Origin of the sequence: Devosia faecipullorum (assembly GCF_015158295.1) — a bacterium.
In the GTDB taxonomy this organism is placed as follows: domain Bacteria; phylum Pseudomonadota; class Alphaproteobacteria; order Rhizobiales; family Devosiaceae; genus Devosia; species Devosia faecipullorum.
Genome location: NZ_JACDXV010000001.1, coordinates 45512 through 62971, shown reverse-complemented (window position 1 = coordinate 62971; position 17460 = coordinate 45512). Strand labels below are relative to the sequence as shown.

The 17460-nt window shown below is 60.9% G+C and carries 17 protein-coding genes; 8 read left to right on the top strand and 9 right to left on the bottom strand.

Translation table 11 applies throughout. From position 1 onward, the window contains the following. Positions 1 to 55: 55 nt before the first annotated feature. The 7 genes from H0482_RS00315 (at position 56) to H0482_RS00285 (ending at position 5126) form a co-directional block, all read left to right on the top strand. A complete protein-coding gene (locus H0482_RS00315) occupies positions 56 to 901 on the top strand; it encodes a DsbA family protein (RefSeq protein ID WP_193728053.1) in 846 nt (281 codons plus the stop codon). An 85-nt stretch (positions 902 to 986) separates the two neighbouring features. Then, a complete protein-coding gene (aroQ, locus tag H0482_RS00310; protein ID WP_193728052.1) occupies positions 987 to 1424 on the top strand; it encodes a type II 3-dehydroquinate dehydratase in 438 nt (145 codons plus the stop codon). Positions 1425 to 1452: 28 nt separating this feature from the next. Next, positions 1453 to 1947 (top strand): acetyl-CoA carboxylase biotin carboxyl carrier protein, encoded by a 495-nt coding sequence (gene accB / locus H0482_RS00305; RefSeq protein WP_407925690.1) that lies wholly within the window; start codon positions 1453 to 1455, stop codon positions 1945 to 1947. A 12-nt stretch (positions 1948 to 1959) separates the two neighbouring features. Beyond that, positions 1960 to 3306, top strand: coding sequence for an acetyl-CoA carboxylase biotin carboxylase subunit (gene accC / locus H0482_RS00300; RefSeq protein ID WP_193728050.1), 1347 nt, complete (start codon positions 1960 to 1962; stop codon positions 3304 to 3306). 17 nt (positions 3307 to 3323) lie between these two features. Beyond that, positions 3324 to 3713 carry a hypothetical protein gene (locus tag H0482_RS00295; RefSeq protein WP_193728049.1) on the top strand — a complete coding sequence of 130 codons (390 nt, stop codon included), beginning with the start codon at positions 3324 to 3326 and terminating at the stop codon, positions 3711 to 3713. 7 nt (positions 3714 to 3720) lie between these two features. Continuing rightward, the gene (gene aat, locus H0482_RS00290) at positions 3721 to 4356 is read left to right on the top strand and encodes a leucyl/phenylalanyl-tRNA--protein transferase (protein WP_193728048.1); all 636 of its coding nucleotides are present in this window, start codon (positions 3721 to 3723) and stop codon (positions 4354 to 4356) included. After that, positions 4353 to 5126 carry an APH(3') family aminoglycoside O-phosphotransferase gene (locus H0482_RS00285; protein WP_193728047.1) on the top strand — a complete coding sequence of 258 codons (774 nt, stop codon included), beginning with the start codon at positions 4353 to 4355 and terminating at the stop codon, positions 5124 to 5126. The genes aat and H0482_RS00285 overlap by 4 nt, the downstream gene beginning before the upstream one ends. Here the strand turns inward: H0482_RS00285 and H0482_RS00280 are convergent. From H0482_RS00280 to H0482_RS00265, 4 genes are all read right to left on the bottom strand, one after another. Continuing rightward, positions 5123 to 5620 (bottom strand): GyrI-like domain-containing protein, encoded by a 498-nt coding sequence (locus H0482_RS00280; protein WP_193728046.1) that lies wholly within the window; start codon positions 5618 to 5620, stop codon positions 5123 to 5125. The genes H0482_RS00285 and H0482_RS00280 overlap by 4 nt on opposite strands. Positions 5621 to 5642: 22 nt before the next feature. Continuing rightward, positions 5643 to 6428 carry an SDR family NAD(P)-dependent oxidoreductase gene (locus tag H0482_RS00275; protein WP_193728045.1) on the bottom strand — a complete coding sequence of 262 codons (786 nt, stop codon included), beginning with the start codon at positions 6426 to 6428 and terminating at the stop codon, positions 5643 to 5645. An 80-nt stretch (positions 6429 to 6508) separates the two neighbouring features. Beyond that, a complete protein-coding gene (locus H0482_RS00270) occupies positions 6509 to 6931 on the bottom strand; it encodes a DUF2155 domain-containing protein (RefSeq protein WP_330998143.1) in 423 nt (140 codons plus the stop codon). A 13-nt stretch (positions 6932 to 6944) separates the two neighbouring features. After that, the gene (locus tag H0482_RS00265; RefSeq protein WP_193729036.1) at positions 6945 to 7331 is read right to left on the bottom strand and encodes an NADH:ubiquinone oxidoreductase subunit NDUFA12; all 387 of its coding nucleotides are present in this window, start codon (positions 7329 to 7331) and stop codon (positions 6945 to 6947) included. A gap of 736 nt (positions 7332 to 8067) precedes the next feature. On the opposite strand from H0482_RS00265, the gene H0482_RS00260 reads away from it, so the two are divergent. Continuing rightward, complete coding sequence (locus tag H0482_RS00260; protein ID WP_193728044.1) at positions 8068 to 11763, top strand: vitamin B12-dependent ribonucleotide reductase; 3696 nt, start codon at positions 8068 to 8070, stop codon at positions 11761 to 11763. Between the two features lie 386 nt (positions 11764 to 12149). Here the strand turns inward: H0482_RS00260 and H0482_RS00255 are convergent, their stop codons facing one another. From H0482_RS00255 to H0482_RS00235, 5 genes are all read right to left on the bottom strand, one after another. Beyond that, positions 12150 to 12959, bottom strand: a complete 810-nt coding sequence (locus H0482_RS00255) for an ABC transporter ATP-binding protein (RefSeq protein WP_193728043.1) — start codon at positions 12957 to 12959, stop codon at positions 12150 to 12152. Between the two features lie 17 nt (positions 12960 to 12976). Beyond that, complete coding sequence (locus H0482_RS00250) at positions 12977 to 14029, bottom strand: FecCD family ABC transporter permease (protein ID WP_193728042.1); 1053 nt, start codon at positions 14027 to 14029, stop codon at positions 12977 to 12979. Further along, positions 14026 to 15054 carry a FecCD family ABC transporter permease gene (locus H0482_RS00245; protein WP_193728041.1) on the bottom strand — a complete coding sequence of 343 codons (1029 nt, stop codon included), beginning with the start codon at positions 15052 to 15054 and terminating at the stop codon, positions 14026 to 14028. The genes H0482_RS00250 and H0482_RS00245 overlap by 4 nt, the downstream gene beginning before the upstream one ends. Positions 15055 to 15062: 8 nt before the next feature. After that, positions 15063 to 16007 carry an ABC transporter substrate-binding protein gene (locus H0482_RS00240; RefSeq protein ID WP_193728040.1) on the bottom strand — a complete coding sequence of 315 codons (945 nt, stop codon included), beginning with the start codon at positions 16005 to 16007 and terminating at the stop codon, positions 15063 to 15065. 96 nt (positions 16008 to 16103) lie between these two features. Further along, positions 16104 to 17282 (bottom strand): SAM-dependent methyltransferase, encoded by a 1179-nt coding sequence (locus H0482_RS00235; protein WP_193728039.1) that lies wholly within the window; start codon positions 17280 to 17282, stop codon positions 16104 to 16106. Positions 17283 to 17460: the final 178 nt, after the last annotated feature.

Here is a 17460-nt window from a genome sequence, read left to right as displayed (position 1 = left end):
CTACTCTGTGCGCGGGTCTGCTAGAAGTCCCGCATTGACTCGACTGGAGCCGTTCATGAACCGCCTTTCCATCGTGCTGGCAGCAATTGCCGGTATCCTCGCCGGCGCATTGGGTTATTCCCTGCTCAATCAGCCCAAGGCTGAAACGGACGCTGTGGCGGTTCGGGCAATTGTCGAACAGGTCATATCCGAGCAGCCCGCATCGGAAGCGCCGCAGCAGGCCGCCATCGATCCAGCGGTCATTAATCCGATGATCGAAGACTTTTTGATGAGCGATCCCAAGCTGTTGCAGCGCCTCTCCATGGCATTGGAGGACACGCTACGGGGCGAGGAAGAAGAACGCACCAAGCTTGCCATGGCCGATTTTCGCGATGCCATCTTCAATGCCCCCGATCAGATCGTTGTCGGCAATCCGGACGGCGATGTGACGCTGGTGGAATTCTTCGACTACAATTGCGGATATTGCCGCCAGGCAGTGCCGGACATGGCCGCGCTTCTCGCCGAGGATCCCAACCTTAGGATTATCCTCAAGGAATTCCCCATCCTCTCGAACGAATCCATCGATGCCGCCCGCGTCGGCGTTCTCGTCAGCAAGACCGAAGCAGATTACTGGACCTTCCACCAGACCTTGTTCTCCGGCCGCGGCAAGGTGGACAAGGATGCAGCCTTGCAGGCCGCCTCGGAACAGGGACTTTCTCCGATCGATCTGGAACTGCGCATGGGCGAAGAACAGGTTGCCCGCACCATACAGGGCTCCTACGAAATCGCCCAGGCGCTGGGGATCACCGGCACCCCGACCTATATCATCGGCAACGAAATCATTCCCGGTGCCATCGGCGCCGACGAATTGCGCAGCCGGATCGCCAATATGCGGGAATGCGGTAGCACCAAATGCAGTTAATGCCTGCGCATTGCTAGCATTTCCCGTGCATTTCGTGTAACCGCCCTTGCGCCGGGCGGAAGTGCCGGTGCACAAGGTCTGGATCATGACAAAACGCGTTCTCGTCCTCAATGGCCCGAACCTGAACCTGCTCGGCACACGCGAGCCGGGCACCTATGGCTCGGAAACGCTCAAGGACGTGGAGGCGCTGTGCAAGACGACCGCAGCCCAGCTCGACCTGGCCGTGGATTTCCGTCAGTCCAATCATGAAGGCGAATTGGTTACCTGGATTCAGGATGCCCGCAAGACTGCGGACGGTATCCTGATCAATCCGGCGGCCTATTCACACACTTCGGTCGCCATCCACGATGCCCTTCGGGCCGTGGCCCTGCCGGTTGCCGAGGTCCATCTCACCAATATCCATCAGCGCGAAGCGTTCCGACACCATTCCTATGTGTCGTCGGTCGCTTTTGGCGTCATTTGCGGCTTTGGCAGCCTGGGGTATAAACTTGCCCTGGAAGCCTTGGCCCAAAAACTGAAATGAAGCTTCGACGCGCGAAGCCGGGAGACCGATTAAAATGACCAAGTCATCGGTGGATCAGGATCTGATCCGCGCCATTGCCGAACTGCTCAACAAGGAAAACCTTGCCGAGATCGAAATCGAGCAGGACGACCTGCGGGTCCGCGTCACCCGGTCCTATCCCAATGAGGCGCCGGCATATGCGCCGGCCCCGGTGCAATATATGGCTGCCCCTGCTCCTGTCGCGCCGTCAGCCCCGGCCGGCTCCGTGCCTGCCGCTGCGCCGGCCAAGGCCGAAGACCTCGCCTCCAATCCCGGTACGCTGACCTCGCCGATGGTCGGCACGGCATATCGCTCGCCCGAACCCGGCAAGCCGGCCTTCGCCGAAGTGGGCAGCAAGGTCTCGGAAGGCCAGACCGTGCTCATCATCGAGGCGATGAAGACCATGAACCAGATTCCGGCACACCGCTCGGGCACCGTCACCCGCATCCTTGTGGAAGACGCCCAGCCGGTCGAATATGGCGAGCCGCTCGTCGTCATCGAATAAGGGGCTTCTTACGTGTTCCAGAAAGTCCTCATTGCCAATCGCGGCGAAATCGCCCTGCGCATCCTGCGTGCGTGCAAGGAATTGGGCATCCAGACCGTGGCCGTCCATTCCGCGGCTGACGCCAATGCCATGCATGTGCGTCTCGCCGATGAAAGCGTCTGCATCGGCCCCAATGCCGCCAAGGATTCCTATCTCAACATTCCGTCCATCATGGCGGCCTGCGAGATAACCGGCGCGGACGCGGTGCATCCCGGCTATGGTTTCCTCTCGGAAAACGCCAGGTTCGCCAAGATCCTCGAAGAGCACAACATCACCTTTATCGGGCCTTCCGCGCACCATATCGAAATCATGGGCGACAAGATCACCGCCAAGAGGACGGCGGTGGAGCTCGGCATTCCCGTAGTGCCCGGCTCCGCCGGGGCGGTGGAGACCGAGCAGCAGGCGCTGCGGACCGCCAAGGAAATCGGCTATCCCGTGCTGATCAAGGCCACGGCGGGCGGTGGCGGACGCGGCATGAAAGTCGCGCATACCGAATCCGAACTTCTGGTTGCCTGGTCCACGGCCCGCACCGAGGCCAAGGCCGCATTCGGCAACGATTCGGTCTATATGGAAAAATACCTCGGCAAGCCGCGCCATATCGAAGTTCAGGTGCTCGGCGACGGCCAGGGCAATGCCGTGCATCTGGGTGTGCGGGATTGTTCGCTGCAACGCCGTCACCAGAAGGTGTGGGAAGAAGCCGGCGGTCCGACGATCAAGCCGGAAGAGCGCGACGAAATCGGCGAAATTTGCGCCGCCGCCATGCGCAAGCTCAAATATTCCGGGGCCGGCACTGTCGAGTTCCTCTACGAGAATGGCGAGTTCTATTTCATCGAAATGAACACCCGCCTGCAGGTGGAGCATCCGGTCACCGAGCGCATTACCGGCATCGACATCGTTTATGAGCAAATCCGCGTCGCTTCGGGCGAAAAGCTCTCGATGCAGCAGAGCGACGTGCAGTTTTATGGCCATGCCATCGAAGTGCGCATCAATGCGGAAGATCCGCAGACCTTTGCTCCCTCGCCCGGCACGATCACCTTCTACCATCCTGCCGGTGGCGTTGGCGTGCGCGTCGATTCAGCTGTCTATCAGGGCTACAAGATTCCGCCCTATTATGACTCGCTGATCGGCAAGCTGATCGTTTATGGCCGCACCCGCGAAGAATGTCTCAAGCGCCTGGGACGCGCCGTGGACGAATTCGTCATCGATGGCGTCAAGACCACCCTGCCCCTGTTCCAGCGGCTGATGAAGGAAAAGGATATCCTTAGCGGCAACTACGACATTCACTGGCTAGAAAAATTCCTGGCGGAGAACAAGGCCTGACAAAAGGAAGCGCGTCGATGAGGTTAGGACTTTTCCTTGGCAGTGTCGCGCTTCTTGGCACAAATGTTCCCGTTCTGGCGCAAGATTGCGCCGAATGGGGACAGGATATCGAACTCACCGGCATTGTCGTCGAAGGGCTCTATCCGGGCCCACCGGAATTCGAGAGCGTTGCCGGCGGCGACGCCGCCATCGACACGCTGATGCTGCACCTCGAGACCCCGATCTGCGTCAATGGCAGCGACGAACTCGAAACCGACGCGCTGGACTTTTCTGAGCTGGTGCAATTGGCCTGTGACTACAAGCAGATCACCAAATTTCCGCGCGGTGAATGGATCAACGTGTCCGGCAGGCTCTTTTCCGCGCACACCGCCTATCATGTGACGCCTGCTTTGCTGCAGTGCGACTGACGCGCAGATGGCCCGTCGCGCCGATCCATTCTCTGTCGAGATCACGCCCGAACTGATCGTGCGCGCCTATCGCGCCGGCATATTCCCCATGGCCGAGGATGCCGATGACGACGACCTGTTCTGGGTCAGCCCGGAGCATCGGGGGATCATGCCGCTCGACGGTTTTCATGCCAGCCGCAGCCTGCGAAAGGCCATACGCAAGTCCAGCTGGACCATTCGGGTGGACACCGACTGGGACGGCGTCATCGAGGGATGCGCCAGTGTTGGACAGGATCGGCGCACGACCTGGATCAACAAGACCATACGCTCCGTCTATGGAGCCCTATTTCGCCAGGGCATCGCGCATAGTGTGGAGGTCTGGGACGGCGAGGCGCTGATCGGTGGGCTCTACGGCCTGGCCATCGGCGCAGCCTTTTTCGGCGAGTCCATGTTCCATCGTCGCACCGACGCCTCCAAGATGGCCATGGCGCATCTGGTGGAACGCCTCAATGAAGGCGGTTTCCAATTGCTCGACACCCAATTCCTCACCGACCATCTCGCCTCGCTTGGTGGCATCGAAATCACCCGCGCCGAATATGAGGACCGCCTGGCGCGAGCGTTGGCCATGGATGCCGACTGGACCGCTTGGGACAAGGCGCGATGAAACCGGCCGCCCTGCCCTCCAGCCTTGCTCCCCTGCTGAACCTCGACTGGATTCCGGTCACCATTGGCAAATCGGCCTGCGATGTGTGGAGGATCGATCTCGGCAACGGCAATTCGGCATTTCTCAAGAACGAAGTCCGGCACGAGCTCGCCGAACTGCCGGGGGAAATCGCCCGCCTCAACTGGTTGACCGGCATGGGCTTCAAAGCGCCCCGTGTGATAGAGGCCGAGCAGGTCGATAACCGGATCTTTCTGCTGATGAGCGCCGTACCCGGCCAGGATCTGACGCATTATGCGGGCAGGCCGGCGGATTTCGTTCGGGCCTATGCGCAGGGCCTCAAGCGTCTGCATGCGCTCGATCCCAGCACTTGCCCTTTCGATCATGGCCTCGATGCGCGCCTCGACGCAGCCGAAGCCCGCATGAAGGCGGGGCTGGTCGACGAAACCGACTTCGACACCGGACATCTGGGCTGGACGGCGGAACAGGTATTCGATTGGCTGACGGCGAATCGTCCATCGACCGGCCAGACCATCGTCACTCATGGCGATGCCTCGGCGCCCAATATTCTGGCCGAAAATGGCCGCTTCTCCGGCCTGATCGATTGTGGCCGGCTCGGCCGCTCCGATGTCTGGCAGGATCTGGCCCTAGCCTGCCGCAGCATTGCCTATAATATTGGCCGGGAACATGTCGCGGCCTTCCTCGCCGCCTATGGCGCCGAATGGGACGAGGCGAAATATGAGTATTATTGCGCCTTGGACGAAATGTTTTAGTCCGCGAGCCTGAAGGCCAATGTCGTGACCCAGTCCTGCATGTCCGGCACCTCCGCCGGATCGCTTTCGTAGATTTCGAGACGGCAGGCAAAGAAATCATCCTTGCCCTCGCTATGCCGATCGAAGGGTTGCCTGGTGAGTTCTGACCAGCCGATCAGCATGCCCGTCACCGTTTCCAGCGCATCAGGATGGCCGTGCCAGGTCAGTCCCATAAAGCGCCCGGCAGGCAATGTCCCCACCTTGACGCTGTCCGTTTCGGGTCCGGAGTGGTCCACGGCGATCCCCGCCTCGACATCCAGCGTTTCGGCCATATTGATACGGCGGTAATTGTAGAAAGGCGCGCCGATAGGGGTCAGGCCATGGCGCGCGATATAGTCGAATAGAAGCGGAAAGCCTTCGGAGGCCGGTCGCTGCATCTGCCGCATGGTGACCGTGAACGGCACATAGACATAGCTTTGCGCCGGGCGGATCGTGATCTCGGGCAATGTCATCATTTTGCGTTTCTCCTCCCGGCTTTCAATCGATCTGGGCGCCGCCGGTGACATTGGCCATGGTCGCGGTCATGCTCGCGGCAAGATCGCTGGCCAGCAGGACGGCGGCGTCGGCCACCTGCGCCAGTGAGGCGATCCGGCGCAAAGGTGTGTCCCTCGCCACTTCCTGATACATTTCCTCGAAACCAATACCGCGTTCGCGCGCATGGAGCAGCCATGCCTCGCGCACACCCGCAGCATCCGGCGATCCCGGCGAGCGCACCCAGCAGCAGCGCACGCCTCTTGGCCCGTTTTCAACCGCCAGGTGGCGCAGAAAATGCTCCACAGCCGCGCAGGCAATGCCGAATCCCCCCATTTCCGTATAGGCCTCGCGCGCCGCGTTGGCGGTGATCCCGAGAATGACGCCACCCCCGTTCTCGGCCATATGCCGGGCCATCGCCCCACCGACATTGAACCAGGACTTGAGCCCGCGATCGACCGGCGTGATAAAGCGCTGAAAGCTCATCTCGGTAAGGTTCTGCCCCTGGGAATCACCCCAGTCTATGGCGCTGAAAGCAATCCCGACCGGGCCGCTCAAGGCAATCATCTGCTCGAGTTGGGCGGCCACTGCATCGGGATCGAGCGCATCTGCCTGCGCCCAACGGGCCCTGCCGCCCTGCTGCATGATCTCCTGCGCAACGGCTTCGAGCGGGTCGGGCCGCCGCGCCACCAGATGCACAATCGCCCCCTCCCGCGCAAAGGCGCGGGCCACGGCACCTCCCACCGACCCGCTTGCGCCGTAAACCACCGCCACCTTGTCCTTAAGCAGCATTTTCCTTCTCCATCGCGGCGCAGCGCCGTCGTTCAATGACGAAGCGACGGAGACGATTTGAACACGCCCGGGAAGAAAAATCAGCGCCGATCAGGCGGCGGCACATTGGTGGAGATTTTGCATTCGATCAGCCAGACGTCATAGACGGCGTGATCCACGGCATTGAGCGCGGGGCTATCGGCAAACATCCAGCCGGTGAAAATCCGCTCACTCGTGCCATCGAGGCTCATCTGGTTGACCTCCAGAAACGCCGAAGTTCGCTGCAAGGTATCACTGGCGGGGCGGTTGTAGCAGGCGCGCGGGGTGATCTCGAGGGCGCCGAACAGAACCGTCTCGTCGATATAGACATCGAAACGGGTGATGCGGCCGGTGATCTTGTCCAGCCCGGCAAAGGTCGCCACGGGATTGGCCAGCGGCTGCGCCTGCACGGGCATGGAGATGGCACAGGTCAAAACGGCCGCTGTCAGCAGCGGCCGTAGCAACGCATGAAGAAATGCCCGCAAGGCGTTGATGACCTTACTCAGGCGACCATGCCTGATAATCGCCGGTGACGCGCGGGCGCTCGCCCTTGTTGAGCAGACTGCCATCGGGACGGTAGGCAGCGGCAGTCCCGGTCAGGTTCGGCTGATGCGGCATTTCCCAGAAGCGCGGCTCATATCGCGCATCTTCAGGCGTAATGTCGGTGCGATGGTGCATCCAGCCGTGCCAGCCCGGCGGAATGGCCGAGGCGTCGGCAAAGCCACCAGCATAGGTGACATAGCGGCGGTCATGCTTCTTGTCGTAATAATAGCGATTGCCGAATTCGTCCGAGCCGACATAGGCGCCAAACCGCTTGATCCAGAGGCGCGTGCCCCAGGTATTGCCCCCCCACCAGGAGAAGATTTCGGTCAGGAATTGCTTGATACCGGATTGGGCCACGGGACGATTCCGAAGGTTAGGCGTCGATTGGCCTGGGGTTTAGCATGGCTGGGGATCACAGCCTAGACCTTCCGGCGCCTCCGCGACATCAAAGTGAGCAAATGGCGCCGGCCTTTCGCCGGTGCGCGACTGCCCTGGCCGCGACCTGACCGAGCCACACCAGATATGGTGGACCGAGGCTCATGGTTTTGGCCCCAAATAGTTCGCTTGACAGCACCTAACCCGGCCTGATTCTGCCATTCGCTCTCATGATTAACTCCAAATTACCGCCCGGCAACACGGGGCAAACAGCAAGGATTGCCGCACATTAGCGGCGGAATCTGATCTCACGTCTGCGTCCCGATCGACGCTCGTCCGGCGATCAAATATGCGGTGGGACAGCGCTGATTTCCTTGTGTTTTGTCCCCGAAATCCACATATTACACATACTAGCTGTTGTTTTGAGGATGCGAGCCAACACTAGGTGTTGTGATTTCTGGCGTTGACGCGCCCCCTGAATCGGAGGAGTTTCATCCTCGGCCCGGCACCTCCCGAATGCTGCCGGGCAAGACCTCGAACCAAGCATCGGCGATGAGACTGTGGCGTGTTCGGGGCAAGGGGCAATTCATGAGGTTCGCGCCCTCCCGCGGATCTTGATTGGTAACAGCGTCAACAGAACGGACGAAGCCGAACCAGCGGCTGGCGGGCCATAGGCCTGCTCGATTTGGGGAATACGAAGAGAATGCGCATCGAACGCCGGTTTACCACAGCGAACACGGACCGTTACGGGTCCATCGAGTTCCGCTCGGCCCTCAGCGAGATCAGAAACCCCGACGGCTCAGTGGTGTTCAAGCTCGATGATATCGCCGTGCCGGCGGCGTGGTCGCAGGTGGCTACCGACATCATCGCGCAGAAATATTTCCGCAAGGCCGGCGTCGCCAAGGTGCTGAAGAAGGTCGAGGAAAATTCGGTTCCGTCATGGCTCTGGCGCTCCGTCCCCGATGAAGCCGCGCTGGCCAAGCTGCCGGAAGCCGAGCGCTATGGCCCAGAAATAGATTCGCGCCAGGTCTTCGACCGGCTTGCCGGCACCTGGACCTATTGGGGCTGGAAGGGCGGCTATTTCGACAGCGAAGACGATGCCCGCGCTTTCTTCGATGAGCTCTGCTACATGCTGGCCACCCAGCGCGTCGCGCCCAATTCTCCGCAATGGTTCAATACCGGCCTCCATTGGGCCTATGGCATCGACGGCCCAGGCCAGGGCCATTTCTACGTCGATCCGTTCACCCACAAGCTCGTCCAGTCTAAGTCGGCCTATGAGCATCCCCAGCCCCATGCCTGCTTCATCCAGTCCGTCGATGACGACCTGGTCAATGAAAACGGCATCATGGACCTCTGGGTCCGCGAGGCGCGCCTGTTCAAATACGGCTCCGGCACCGGGACCAATTTTTCCAAGCTTCGCGGCGAAGGCGAAAAGCTCTCGGGCGGCGGCAAGTCCTCGGGCCTGATGAGCTTCCTCAAGATCGGCGACCGTGCCGCCGGCGCCATCAAGTCGGGTGGCACGACGCGCCGCGCCGCCAAGATGGTGGTGATCGATATCGATCACCCCGATATCGAAGCCTATATCAACTGGAAGGTGAAGGAGGAGCAGAAGGTCGCTGCCCTGGTCACCGGTTCCAAGGTCGTCTCCAAGCACCTCAAGGCCATCATGAAGGCCGCCGTGAACTGCGACGGTTCGGGCGACGATTGCTTCGATGTGGCCAAGAATCCGGCGCTGAAGCGTGAAGTGCGCGCCGCCAAGAAGGCGCTCGTGCCGGAGAACTACATTTTCCGCGTCATCCAGTTCGCCAGGCAAGGCTATACCGATCTCGAATTCCCCATCTACGACACCGATTGGGACTCGGAGGCCTATCTCACCGTTTCGGGCCAGAATTCGAACAATTCCGTGCGCGTCACCGACGACTTCCTCAACGCCGTTGAAAGTGACAGCGATTGGGACCTGATCGGGCGCATCAAAGGCAATGTCACCAAGACGCTGAAGGCCCGCGACCTCTGGGAACAGATCGGCTATGCCGCCTGGGCCTCGGCCGATCCGGGCATTCAATATCACACCACCATCAACGAATGGCACACCAGCCCGGCAGCCGGTCCGATCGTGGCCTCCAATCCGTGCTCGGAATATATGTTCCTCGACGACACGGCCTGCAATCTCTGCTCGGTCAACCTCCTGCCCTACCGCAACGCGGATTCGAGCTTTGACACCGCCGCCTTCGAGCACACCGTCCGGCTGTGGACCGTGGTGCTGGAAATCTCGGTGATGATGGCGCAGTTCCCGTCGCGCGCCATTGCCGAACGCTCGTTCGAATACCGCACGCTGGGCATCGGCTACGCCAATATCGGCGGCCTGCTGATGACCTCGGGCATCCCCTATGACAGCGCCGAAGGCCGCGCCATCGCCGGTGCCATCACCGCCATCATGACCGGTATTTCCTATGCGACCTCAGCTGAAATGGCCAAGGAACTGGGGCCGTTCAAGGATTACAAGCGCAATGCCAAGCATATGCTGCGCGTCATCCGCAACCATCGAAATGCCGCCCATGGTCATGCCGATGGCTATGAGGGCCTGTCCATCAATCCGGTCGCGCTCGACCACGGCAATGTGCAGGACGTGAACCTCTCGATCCGCGCCAAGGCCGCATGGGACGAAGCGCTCGCCCTGGGCGAGCAGCACGGTTTCCGTAACGCCCAGGTGTCCGTTATCGCACCGACCGGCACGATCGGGCTGGTGATGGATTGCGACACGACTGGCATCGAACCGGACTTTGCGCTGGTCAAATTCAAGAAGCTGGCCGGCGGCGGTTATTTCAAGATCATCAACCGCGCCGTCCCCCCGGCGCTGCGCACGCTCGGCTATTCGGAAGACCAGATCGCCGAAATGGAAGCCTATGCGGTTGGCCACGGCAATCTCAACCAAGCTCCGGGCGTCAACCCCTCCACCCTGCGCGCCAAGGGCTTTAGCGATGACAAGATCGAAGCGCTGAACAAGGCGCTGGCCTCGGCCTTCGACATCAAATTCGTGTTCAATCAGTGGACGCTGGGTGCCGACTTCCTCAAGGAATTGGGCGTTTCGGACGAACAGCTCGGCGACTTCTCCTTCGAGCTGCTGCCGTTCCTGGGCTTTTCCAGGAAGGAAATCGAAGCCGCCAATATCCACGTTTGCGGCGCCATGACGCTGGAAGGCGCGCCCTTCCTCAAGGACGAGCACCTGCCCGTCTTCGATTGCGCCACGCCCTGCGGCAAGATCGGCAAGCGTTACCTCTCGGTCGAGTCGCATATCCTGATGATGGCTGCCGCCCAGCCCTTCATTTCGGGCGCCATCTCCAAGACCATCAACATGCCGAACGATGCGACGGTCGAAGACGCCAAGAACGCCTATATGCTGAGCTGGCGCCTGGCACTCAAGGCCAATGCGCTCTATCGCGACGGCTCCAAACTCAGCCAGCCGCTCAATTCGTCCGTTCTTGCCGCCGCTGACGACGAGGACGATGAGGACATGGTCGAAACCCTCGCCGCCATGCCTGCTGCTGCGCGCACGGAGCTTGTCGTCGAGAAAATCGTCGAGCGCATCCGCGAGCGCGAGAAGATGCCGGACCGCCGCAAGGGTTACACCCAGAAGGCTATTGTCGGCGGCCACAAGGTCTATGTCCGCACCGGCGAATATGACGACGGGCGCCTGGGCGAAATCTTCATCGACATGCACAAGGAAGGCGCTGCCTTCCGGGCCATGATGAACAATTTTGCCATCGCCATCTCGCTCGGCCTGCAATATGGCGTGCCGCTGGACGAATATGTGGAGGCATTCACCTTCACCCGCTTCGAGCCCGCCGGCATGGTCATGGGCAATGACCGCATCAAGAACGCGACATCGATCCTCGATTACGTGTTCCGCGAACTGGCCGTTTCCTATCTCGACCGGAACGACCTGGCCCATGTCAATCCGGACAGCCCGACTTCGCTCGGCAAGGGCGTTGCCGAGGAGCAGGGTACGCGCAACGTTGCGCCCGCCCCTGCCCCGGTGCCCGCCGAGCGCTTTGTCTCCCGCGGCATGACCCGCGGCAAAACCGCCAATGCCTCACTGATGCTGGTGCCCACCGCCGAAGCGACCCGATATAATCCACAGGCCGCGAGCACCTCTACAGTGACCACATTGCGCAGCGCCACGGCCCTGAAGATCGACCCAGCCGCAACCGCCCTCAACACGGCGGAGCTGAGCCCGATCCCGGCCCCGCCGCCGTCAAAGGATGCCGGTCTGCTCCGCGCCGAAGCCCAGATGAAGGGCTATACGGGCGACCAGTGTACCGAGTGTCATAATTTCACGATGGTGCGGAACGGCACGTGCCTCAAATGCGACACTTGCGGCACGACCACGGGCTGCAGCTGATCTTGGCAAGATTCTTTGAGCGCCCCACAAGGATGGTCAAAAATCCGATTTGTGCGCACTCAATGTCGTCATCAGTTGGCCTCAAGTTTGATTGCAAACAAAAGCCCCGGGAAACCGGGGCTTTTAAATTGGACTAGGTATTTGGTCGGCCGGCATCGGCATATGGTCAGAATGCCAATCCTTGGAGGCCACCACTCGCTAAATGGCTAGTGGTGTGACGCTCCTGCTTGAGGTGCTTCCCATAGAATTTCCATTATTTGGGGATGCGTTACGATTCACGAACGGATGGCTTTCCTTCAACTCAAAATGGGGCTGTTCCAGGTGAGCAAAGGCAATTTCATTGACGGTTTCAACCGCGATACGGAGCTTCATCTAGCCAAGTGTGGCTATCCGATTTCTGAGGCTACGAAGCGCCCAATGGGCACGACCATCGGGGTGTTCGAGACGGGGTCAACAATGACCCGCGAGGTCATGCCGAACACATCCTTGACCACAGCTTCGGTAACGACATCCACCGGAGCGCCTTCGGCAAGGATGCGCCCCGATTTCATGGCCACGATATGGTCGGCATAGCGGCACGCGAGGTTAAGGTCGTGCAACACGACGACGATGGTGCGGCCGCTGTTCCGCACCAGATCGGTCAACAGGTCGAGCACTTCGACCTGGTGGTTGATATCCAGGAAGGTCGTGGGCTCATCGAGCAGCAGAAGATCGGTCTGCTGGGCCAGCGCCATGGCGATCCAAACACGCTGACGCTGCCCGCCTGACAGTTCATCGACCGGGCGGTCGGCCAGTTCGAGCGTATCGGTGTCGGCAAGGGCCTGGGCGACGGCGGCATCGTCCTCGGGGGTCCAGCGGCGGAGCCAGCCTTGATGCGGATAGCGGCCACGGCCAACCAGATCGGTGACGGTGATGGCGTCGGGCGCGATAGGGCTCTGCGGCAGTATCCCCAGAATGGTCGCGACATCGCGGGTGGGCAACTGGTGAATGGGCTTGCCATCGAGATAGACAGCGCCTCGTGCGGGCGACAGCAGGCGGGCGAGACCGCGCAGCAGGGTGGATTTTCCGCAGGCATTGGCCCCGACGATGACCGTCATCTTGCTGGGAGGCAGGCTCAGATCGAGAGCCGAGACGATATTGCGTTCGCCATAGCCGAGGTCCAGACCGGCCGCGAGCAATTGGTGGCTTTTGGACATTGATGCAATGCCTCCGTTCAATTTACGCGGCCGGACCGGCCTGAGGCTATCAGCAACCAGACGAGGAAAAGAGCACCGCAGGCCCCGGTGACGACCCCAACCGGCAATTGTGTATTGGGCAAGAGATGTTGGGCAATCAGGTCCGACACCAGCATGACCAGTGATCCCACCAAAGCCGCCTGTGGCACTCCCCGCCCCGCCCCCTTGAGCAGATTGCGCGCCAGCGGCCCGGAGACGAAGGCGACAAAGCCCACCGGACCAATTGCGGCCGTGGCGAAAGCAGCGAACCCGACAGCGACCAACATAAGACCCAGGCGCGTGAATTCGACCCTGCCGCCGAGCGAACGGGCGGTATCGTCGCCCAGTTCCATCGCATCCAGCCCGCGCAGGAGCGCCATCATGGTGGGCAGTAGCACCAGCATGGCGCCACCAAGCACCACGATGTCGTGGGGCCGCGCCGCATTGAGGCTGCCGACCAGCCAGGCCATTGCCTGCTGTACGTCGTTCAGGCGGGCGCGGGTGAAGAGATAGGAAATCACTGCGCCCAGCATGGCTGCCATGCCGATGCCGATCAGGACGACGCGATAGGCAGTCACGCCGTTGCGCCATGCGAGAAGATAGATGGCCAGCGCCGTGAGGACAGCCCCCGCGAAAGCACCAAAGGACACGGCAAGCCCTGACCAGCCCAAGATAATGATGCAGAAGACTGCGGCGGCGCTAGCGCCATGGGCGATGCCGATAATATCAGGGCTGGCCAATGGGTTACGCAGGATAGTTTGGAAAATGATTCCGGCCATGCCGAAGGCGGCGCCCGACAGGATCGCCAGAATGGCGCGCGGCAGGCGCACCTGCAGAACGATGAAATCCACGCCGCGATCGGTGACGCCGGTGAAGGGTGAGAGCAGCGAGCCGATGACGCCTTCGATCGGCACCGGATAGTCCCCGAGATAGAGCGCCAGCGCGAAGCTCAGCGCCAGCGCCGCCAGCAGCCAAGCCACGACCTGGCGGCGGCGCGCGGCGGATCGGGCGCGGCTCGACATGACAAGATTGGTGGCGGATTGAATGCTCATAGGGACGCCAGTTTACGGCGACGCACCAGCGCGATGAAGAATGGCGCGCCGATAAAGGCGGTGACGATGCCGACTTGAACTTCGCCGGGCGGAGAGATGACGCGGCCGATAATGTCTGCACCCAGCAGCAGGATCGGCGCCAGAAACATGGAATAGGGCAGGATCCAGCGATAGGAGGGGCCGGTGACGGCGCGGGCCACATGCGGCACCGTCAACCCGACAAAGGCGACCGGGCCAGCGGCAGCTGTTGCCCCGCCGGCCAAAATGACGGCGGCGAGTCCGGCCAAAGCGCGCGACAGCCCAACCCGCTGGCCAAGCGCCCGGGCAACGTCTTCGCCCATGGACAGCCCGTCCAGCAAGCGTGCCGTCGCCAGGGCCAGGATCGCTCCGAGCATCAGGAACGGGGCAACCTGCACCAATATGTCCATGGTGCGGCCGGCGAGGGAACCAACCTGCCAGAAGCGAACTTCGTCCAGTGTGCGCGGGCTGGTGAGCAGAATGGCATTGATGATCGATTGCAGCACAGCGGTGATCGCGGCTCCGGCAAGCGCGAGCTTGACCGGCGTCGCTCCCTCGCGGCCCAGTGAGGCGATGGTATAGACGACCAGCATTGCGACCCCTGCCCCGGCAAAGGCCAGCCACACATAGGCCGACAATTGCGTCAGGCCGAAAAAGGCCACGCCCAGCACCACGGCCAAAGCCGCACCGGCATTGATGCCGAGAATAGATGGATCAGCCAAAGGATTGCGGGTCGCACCCTGGAGTACCGCTCCGGCCAGGCCAAGAGCCATGCCGACCGCGAGGCCGGTCATTGTGCGCGGCAGACGCAAATCCCAGATGATGCGGTGTTCGGTACTGGCCGGGTCGAAAGCAACCAATGCCTGCCAGACGATTTCGAGCGGAATGGGGCGGGCGCCGGTGGTAATCGAGAGCACAGCCACCATTCCGAGGGCAACGGCGAGAGCAAGCAAGCCCAGACCAAGCTGAGCTGCCTTGTGCTGACGGTTCGAAACCGGCCCAGCCATCGACGCAATCAGCGGGTTAGATCGGCGTCGGCGGCGGCGATGGCGGCGGTGAGTTTGTCGAGTTCGCTCGCATAGGCCGCATAGTTACGCAGCCAGAAAGCAGGCCAATCCGTCACCTGGCCAGCCTCCGCAGCCTTGATCAGCGTCCAGGTGGGCTGAGCCATGGCCGTCTGCAAGGTTGCGGCGGAGCGGTTGTCGACCATGATCAGGTCGGGCTGATACTTATCGGCCACTTCCCATGACAGCGTTTCCCAATAGCCGCGATCGTCAGCAATTTCGGGATCGATGATGTGGAGCCCCCAATTGGCAAAGTCCATCAGTTCGGAAGAGGCTTCCACTGCGGCGACGTAAAGCGCGTCGGCACCGGCCCAGACGGCCAGAGCCGTGAGGCCCGGCTTGGCCGCGATTGCAGTTTTGAACGCCGCGAGCGAGGTTTCAAAGCCGGCCTTGGCGGTCGCGACCTCCGACCTGGACAGATCGGCGCCGAGGCTTTCGGCAAGGTCTTCGTAGTCCTCGATCAGCGTCAGGATCGATGCGCCCTGTTCAGGGCCGGTGATCGGTGCGATCCGTTCCAGCGCCGCGTTCACATCGGCGCCGCCGCTCCAGACACTTTCAAGCGGCCAATATTCGGCAATGATCAGATCAGGCTGCAAGGCAGCAGCCTTTTCGATATCGACTTCGCCCCAGGTTTCACTCAGGATTTCAATGCCGGTCAAATCAAGGCCTTGCAGTGCCTTGGCTTCGGCGACGGCGCTATCTGCGTAGACGCCCACTGGTCGAATGCCGAGGGGAATAAGCCCGGCGGCAGCATCCTGGCTGGCGATAATGCGCGAGGGCACGGCATCCAGCGTGACAGTATCGCCATTGCCGCCCGTGAAGGACCAGCTCTCAGCAAAAGACGGCGACGCAGTGGTCGCCAGCAGCGACAGCACAATTGCAGAGATACGAAACATGATTCTGACCATCAGGTTTTAGAGATGGTCGTTCCCTAATCCCGATAAGATGATTGGTCAAGTCATGTTATCTAAGTCACGGACCAGTTCGGTGTTTCAGGCCGGGCGCCGATATTGATAAATGCCGACATCAATGGTGCCTTCGGTGAAACCGGCTTCGCAATAGGACAGGTAATAGACCCATTTGCGCCGGAAGCGTTCGTCATATCCGAGTGACGCAATCATGGGCCAGCGCTCAAGAAATCGTTCGCGCCAGAGGCGCAAAGTGCGCGCATAGGACAGCCCGAAGGTTTCGACATTTTCAAGCACGAGGCCGTAGCGCTCGCCGAATTCCCGCATCACCGTTTTGGTCAGCAGCATACCGCCGGGAAAGATGTAACGCTGGATGAAATCGGGACCGGAGCGGTAGCCCTCGAAGTCATTCTCGTGAATGGTAATGGCCTGAATGGCCGCCGTGCCACCAGGTTTCAACCGGTCATGCAGGGTCTGGAAATAGCTCGGCCAATTGTCCTCACCCACTGCTTCGATCATTTCGATGGAGCCGATATGGTCGAACTGACCCTGGGTGTTGCGATAATCCTCGAAGACGAGGGTGGCATACGTATCGAGGTCCTGCCGCTTCAGCCGTTCCAGGCCAAATTTGAGTTGCTCAGCCGAGAGCGTGATGCCGCGCAGATGGGCCTTGTAGTCACGGGCAATGGTTTCGGCGAAGCCGCCCCACCCACAGCCGATTTCCAACACAGATGAGCCTTCGGTGACGCCTGCCATGTCGGCGACGCGGCGATATTTCGCCAATTGCGCTTCCTCAAGGCTCTGATCGCCCGAAGTGAACACCGCCGAAGAATAGGTCATGGAGGGGTCGAGCCATTGCCCGTAAAAGTCGTTGCCGAGATCATAATGCTCGGCAATGTTCTTCTTTGAACCTTCCAGCGTGTTGCGACGCGACACGTGATAATGCAGGTCCGATGCCGCCTTGCGGAAGAAGCCGTTATTGGCGCTATCGAACATGTCCCGGTTTTGCAGGAAGAATCGGAACAGCGAAGTCAGGTCATCGGATTCGATGTCGCCGTTCATATAGGCGGCTGAAAACCCGACCGTGCCGCGCTGCATCGCCTCGCCGAGCACTTTGAAATTGTTGAGGCGCAATGTGGCATGTTCCCCATTATGGGGATTGCCAACGGTGCGGGTGCGACCATTGGGAAAGATAACGGTCAGCGCCCCAAATTGAGGCTTGCCGATCAGCCTCAGGCCAATGGCCTCGACCAGCCAGGACATGAAATGGGTCCAGGCGGAAACGCCTATCGCAGTTTGATCTACGGCCGATTTCGTCATATGCGCCGCCACGTCCACTCATCGCGTTAAAAGGCGACGGGCTTTACGCTGTCGCCAGATTCCAGCGTCAGTGGCATAGAAAGCCGGGCGAAACACCCCAGCCGTTGACGCCAGGAACGCA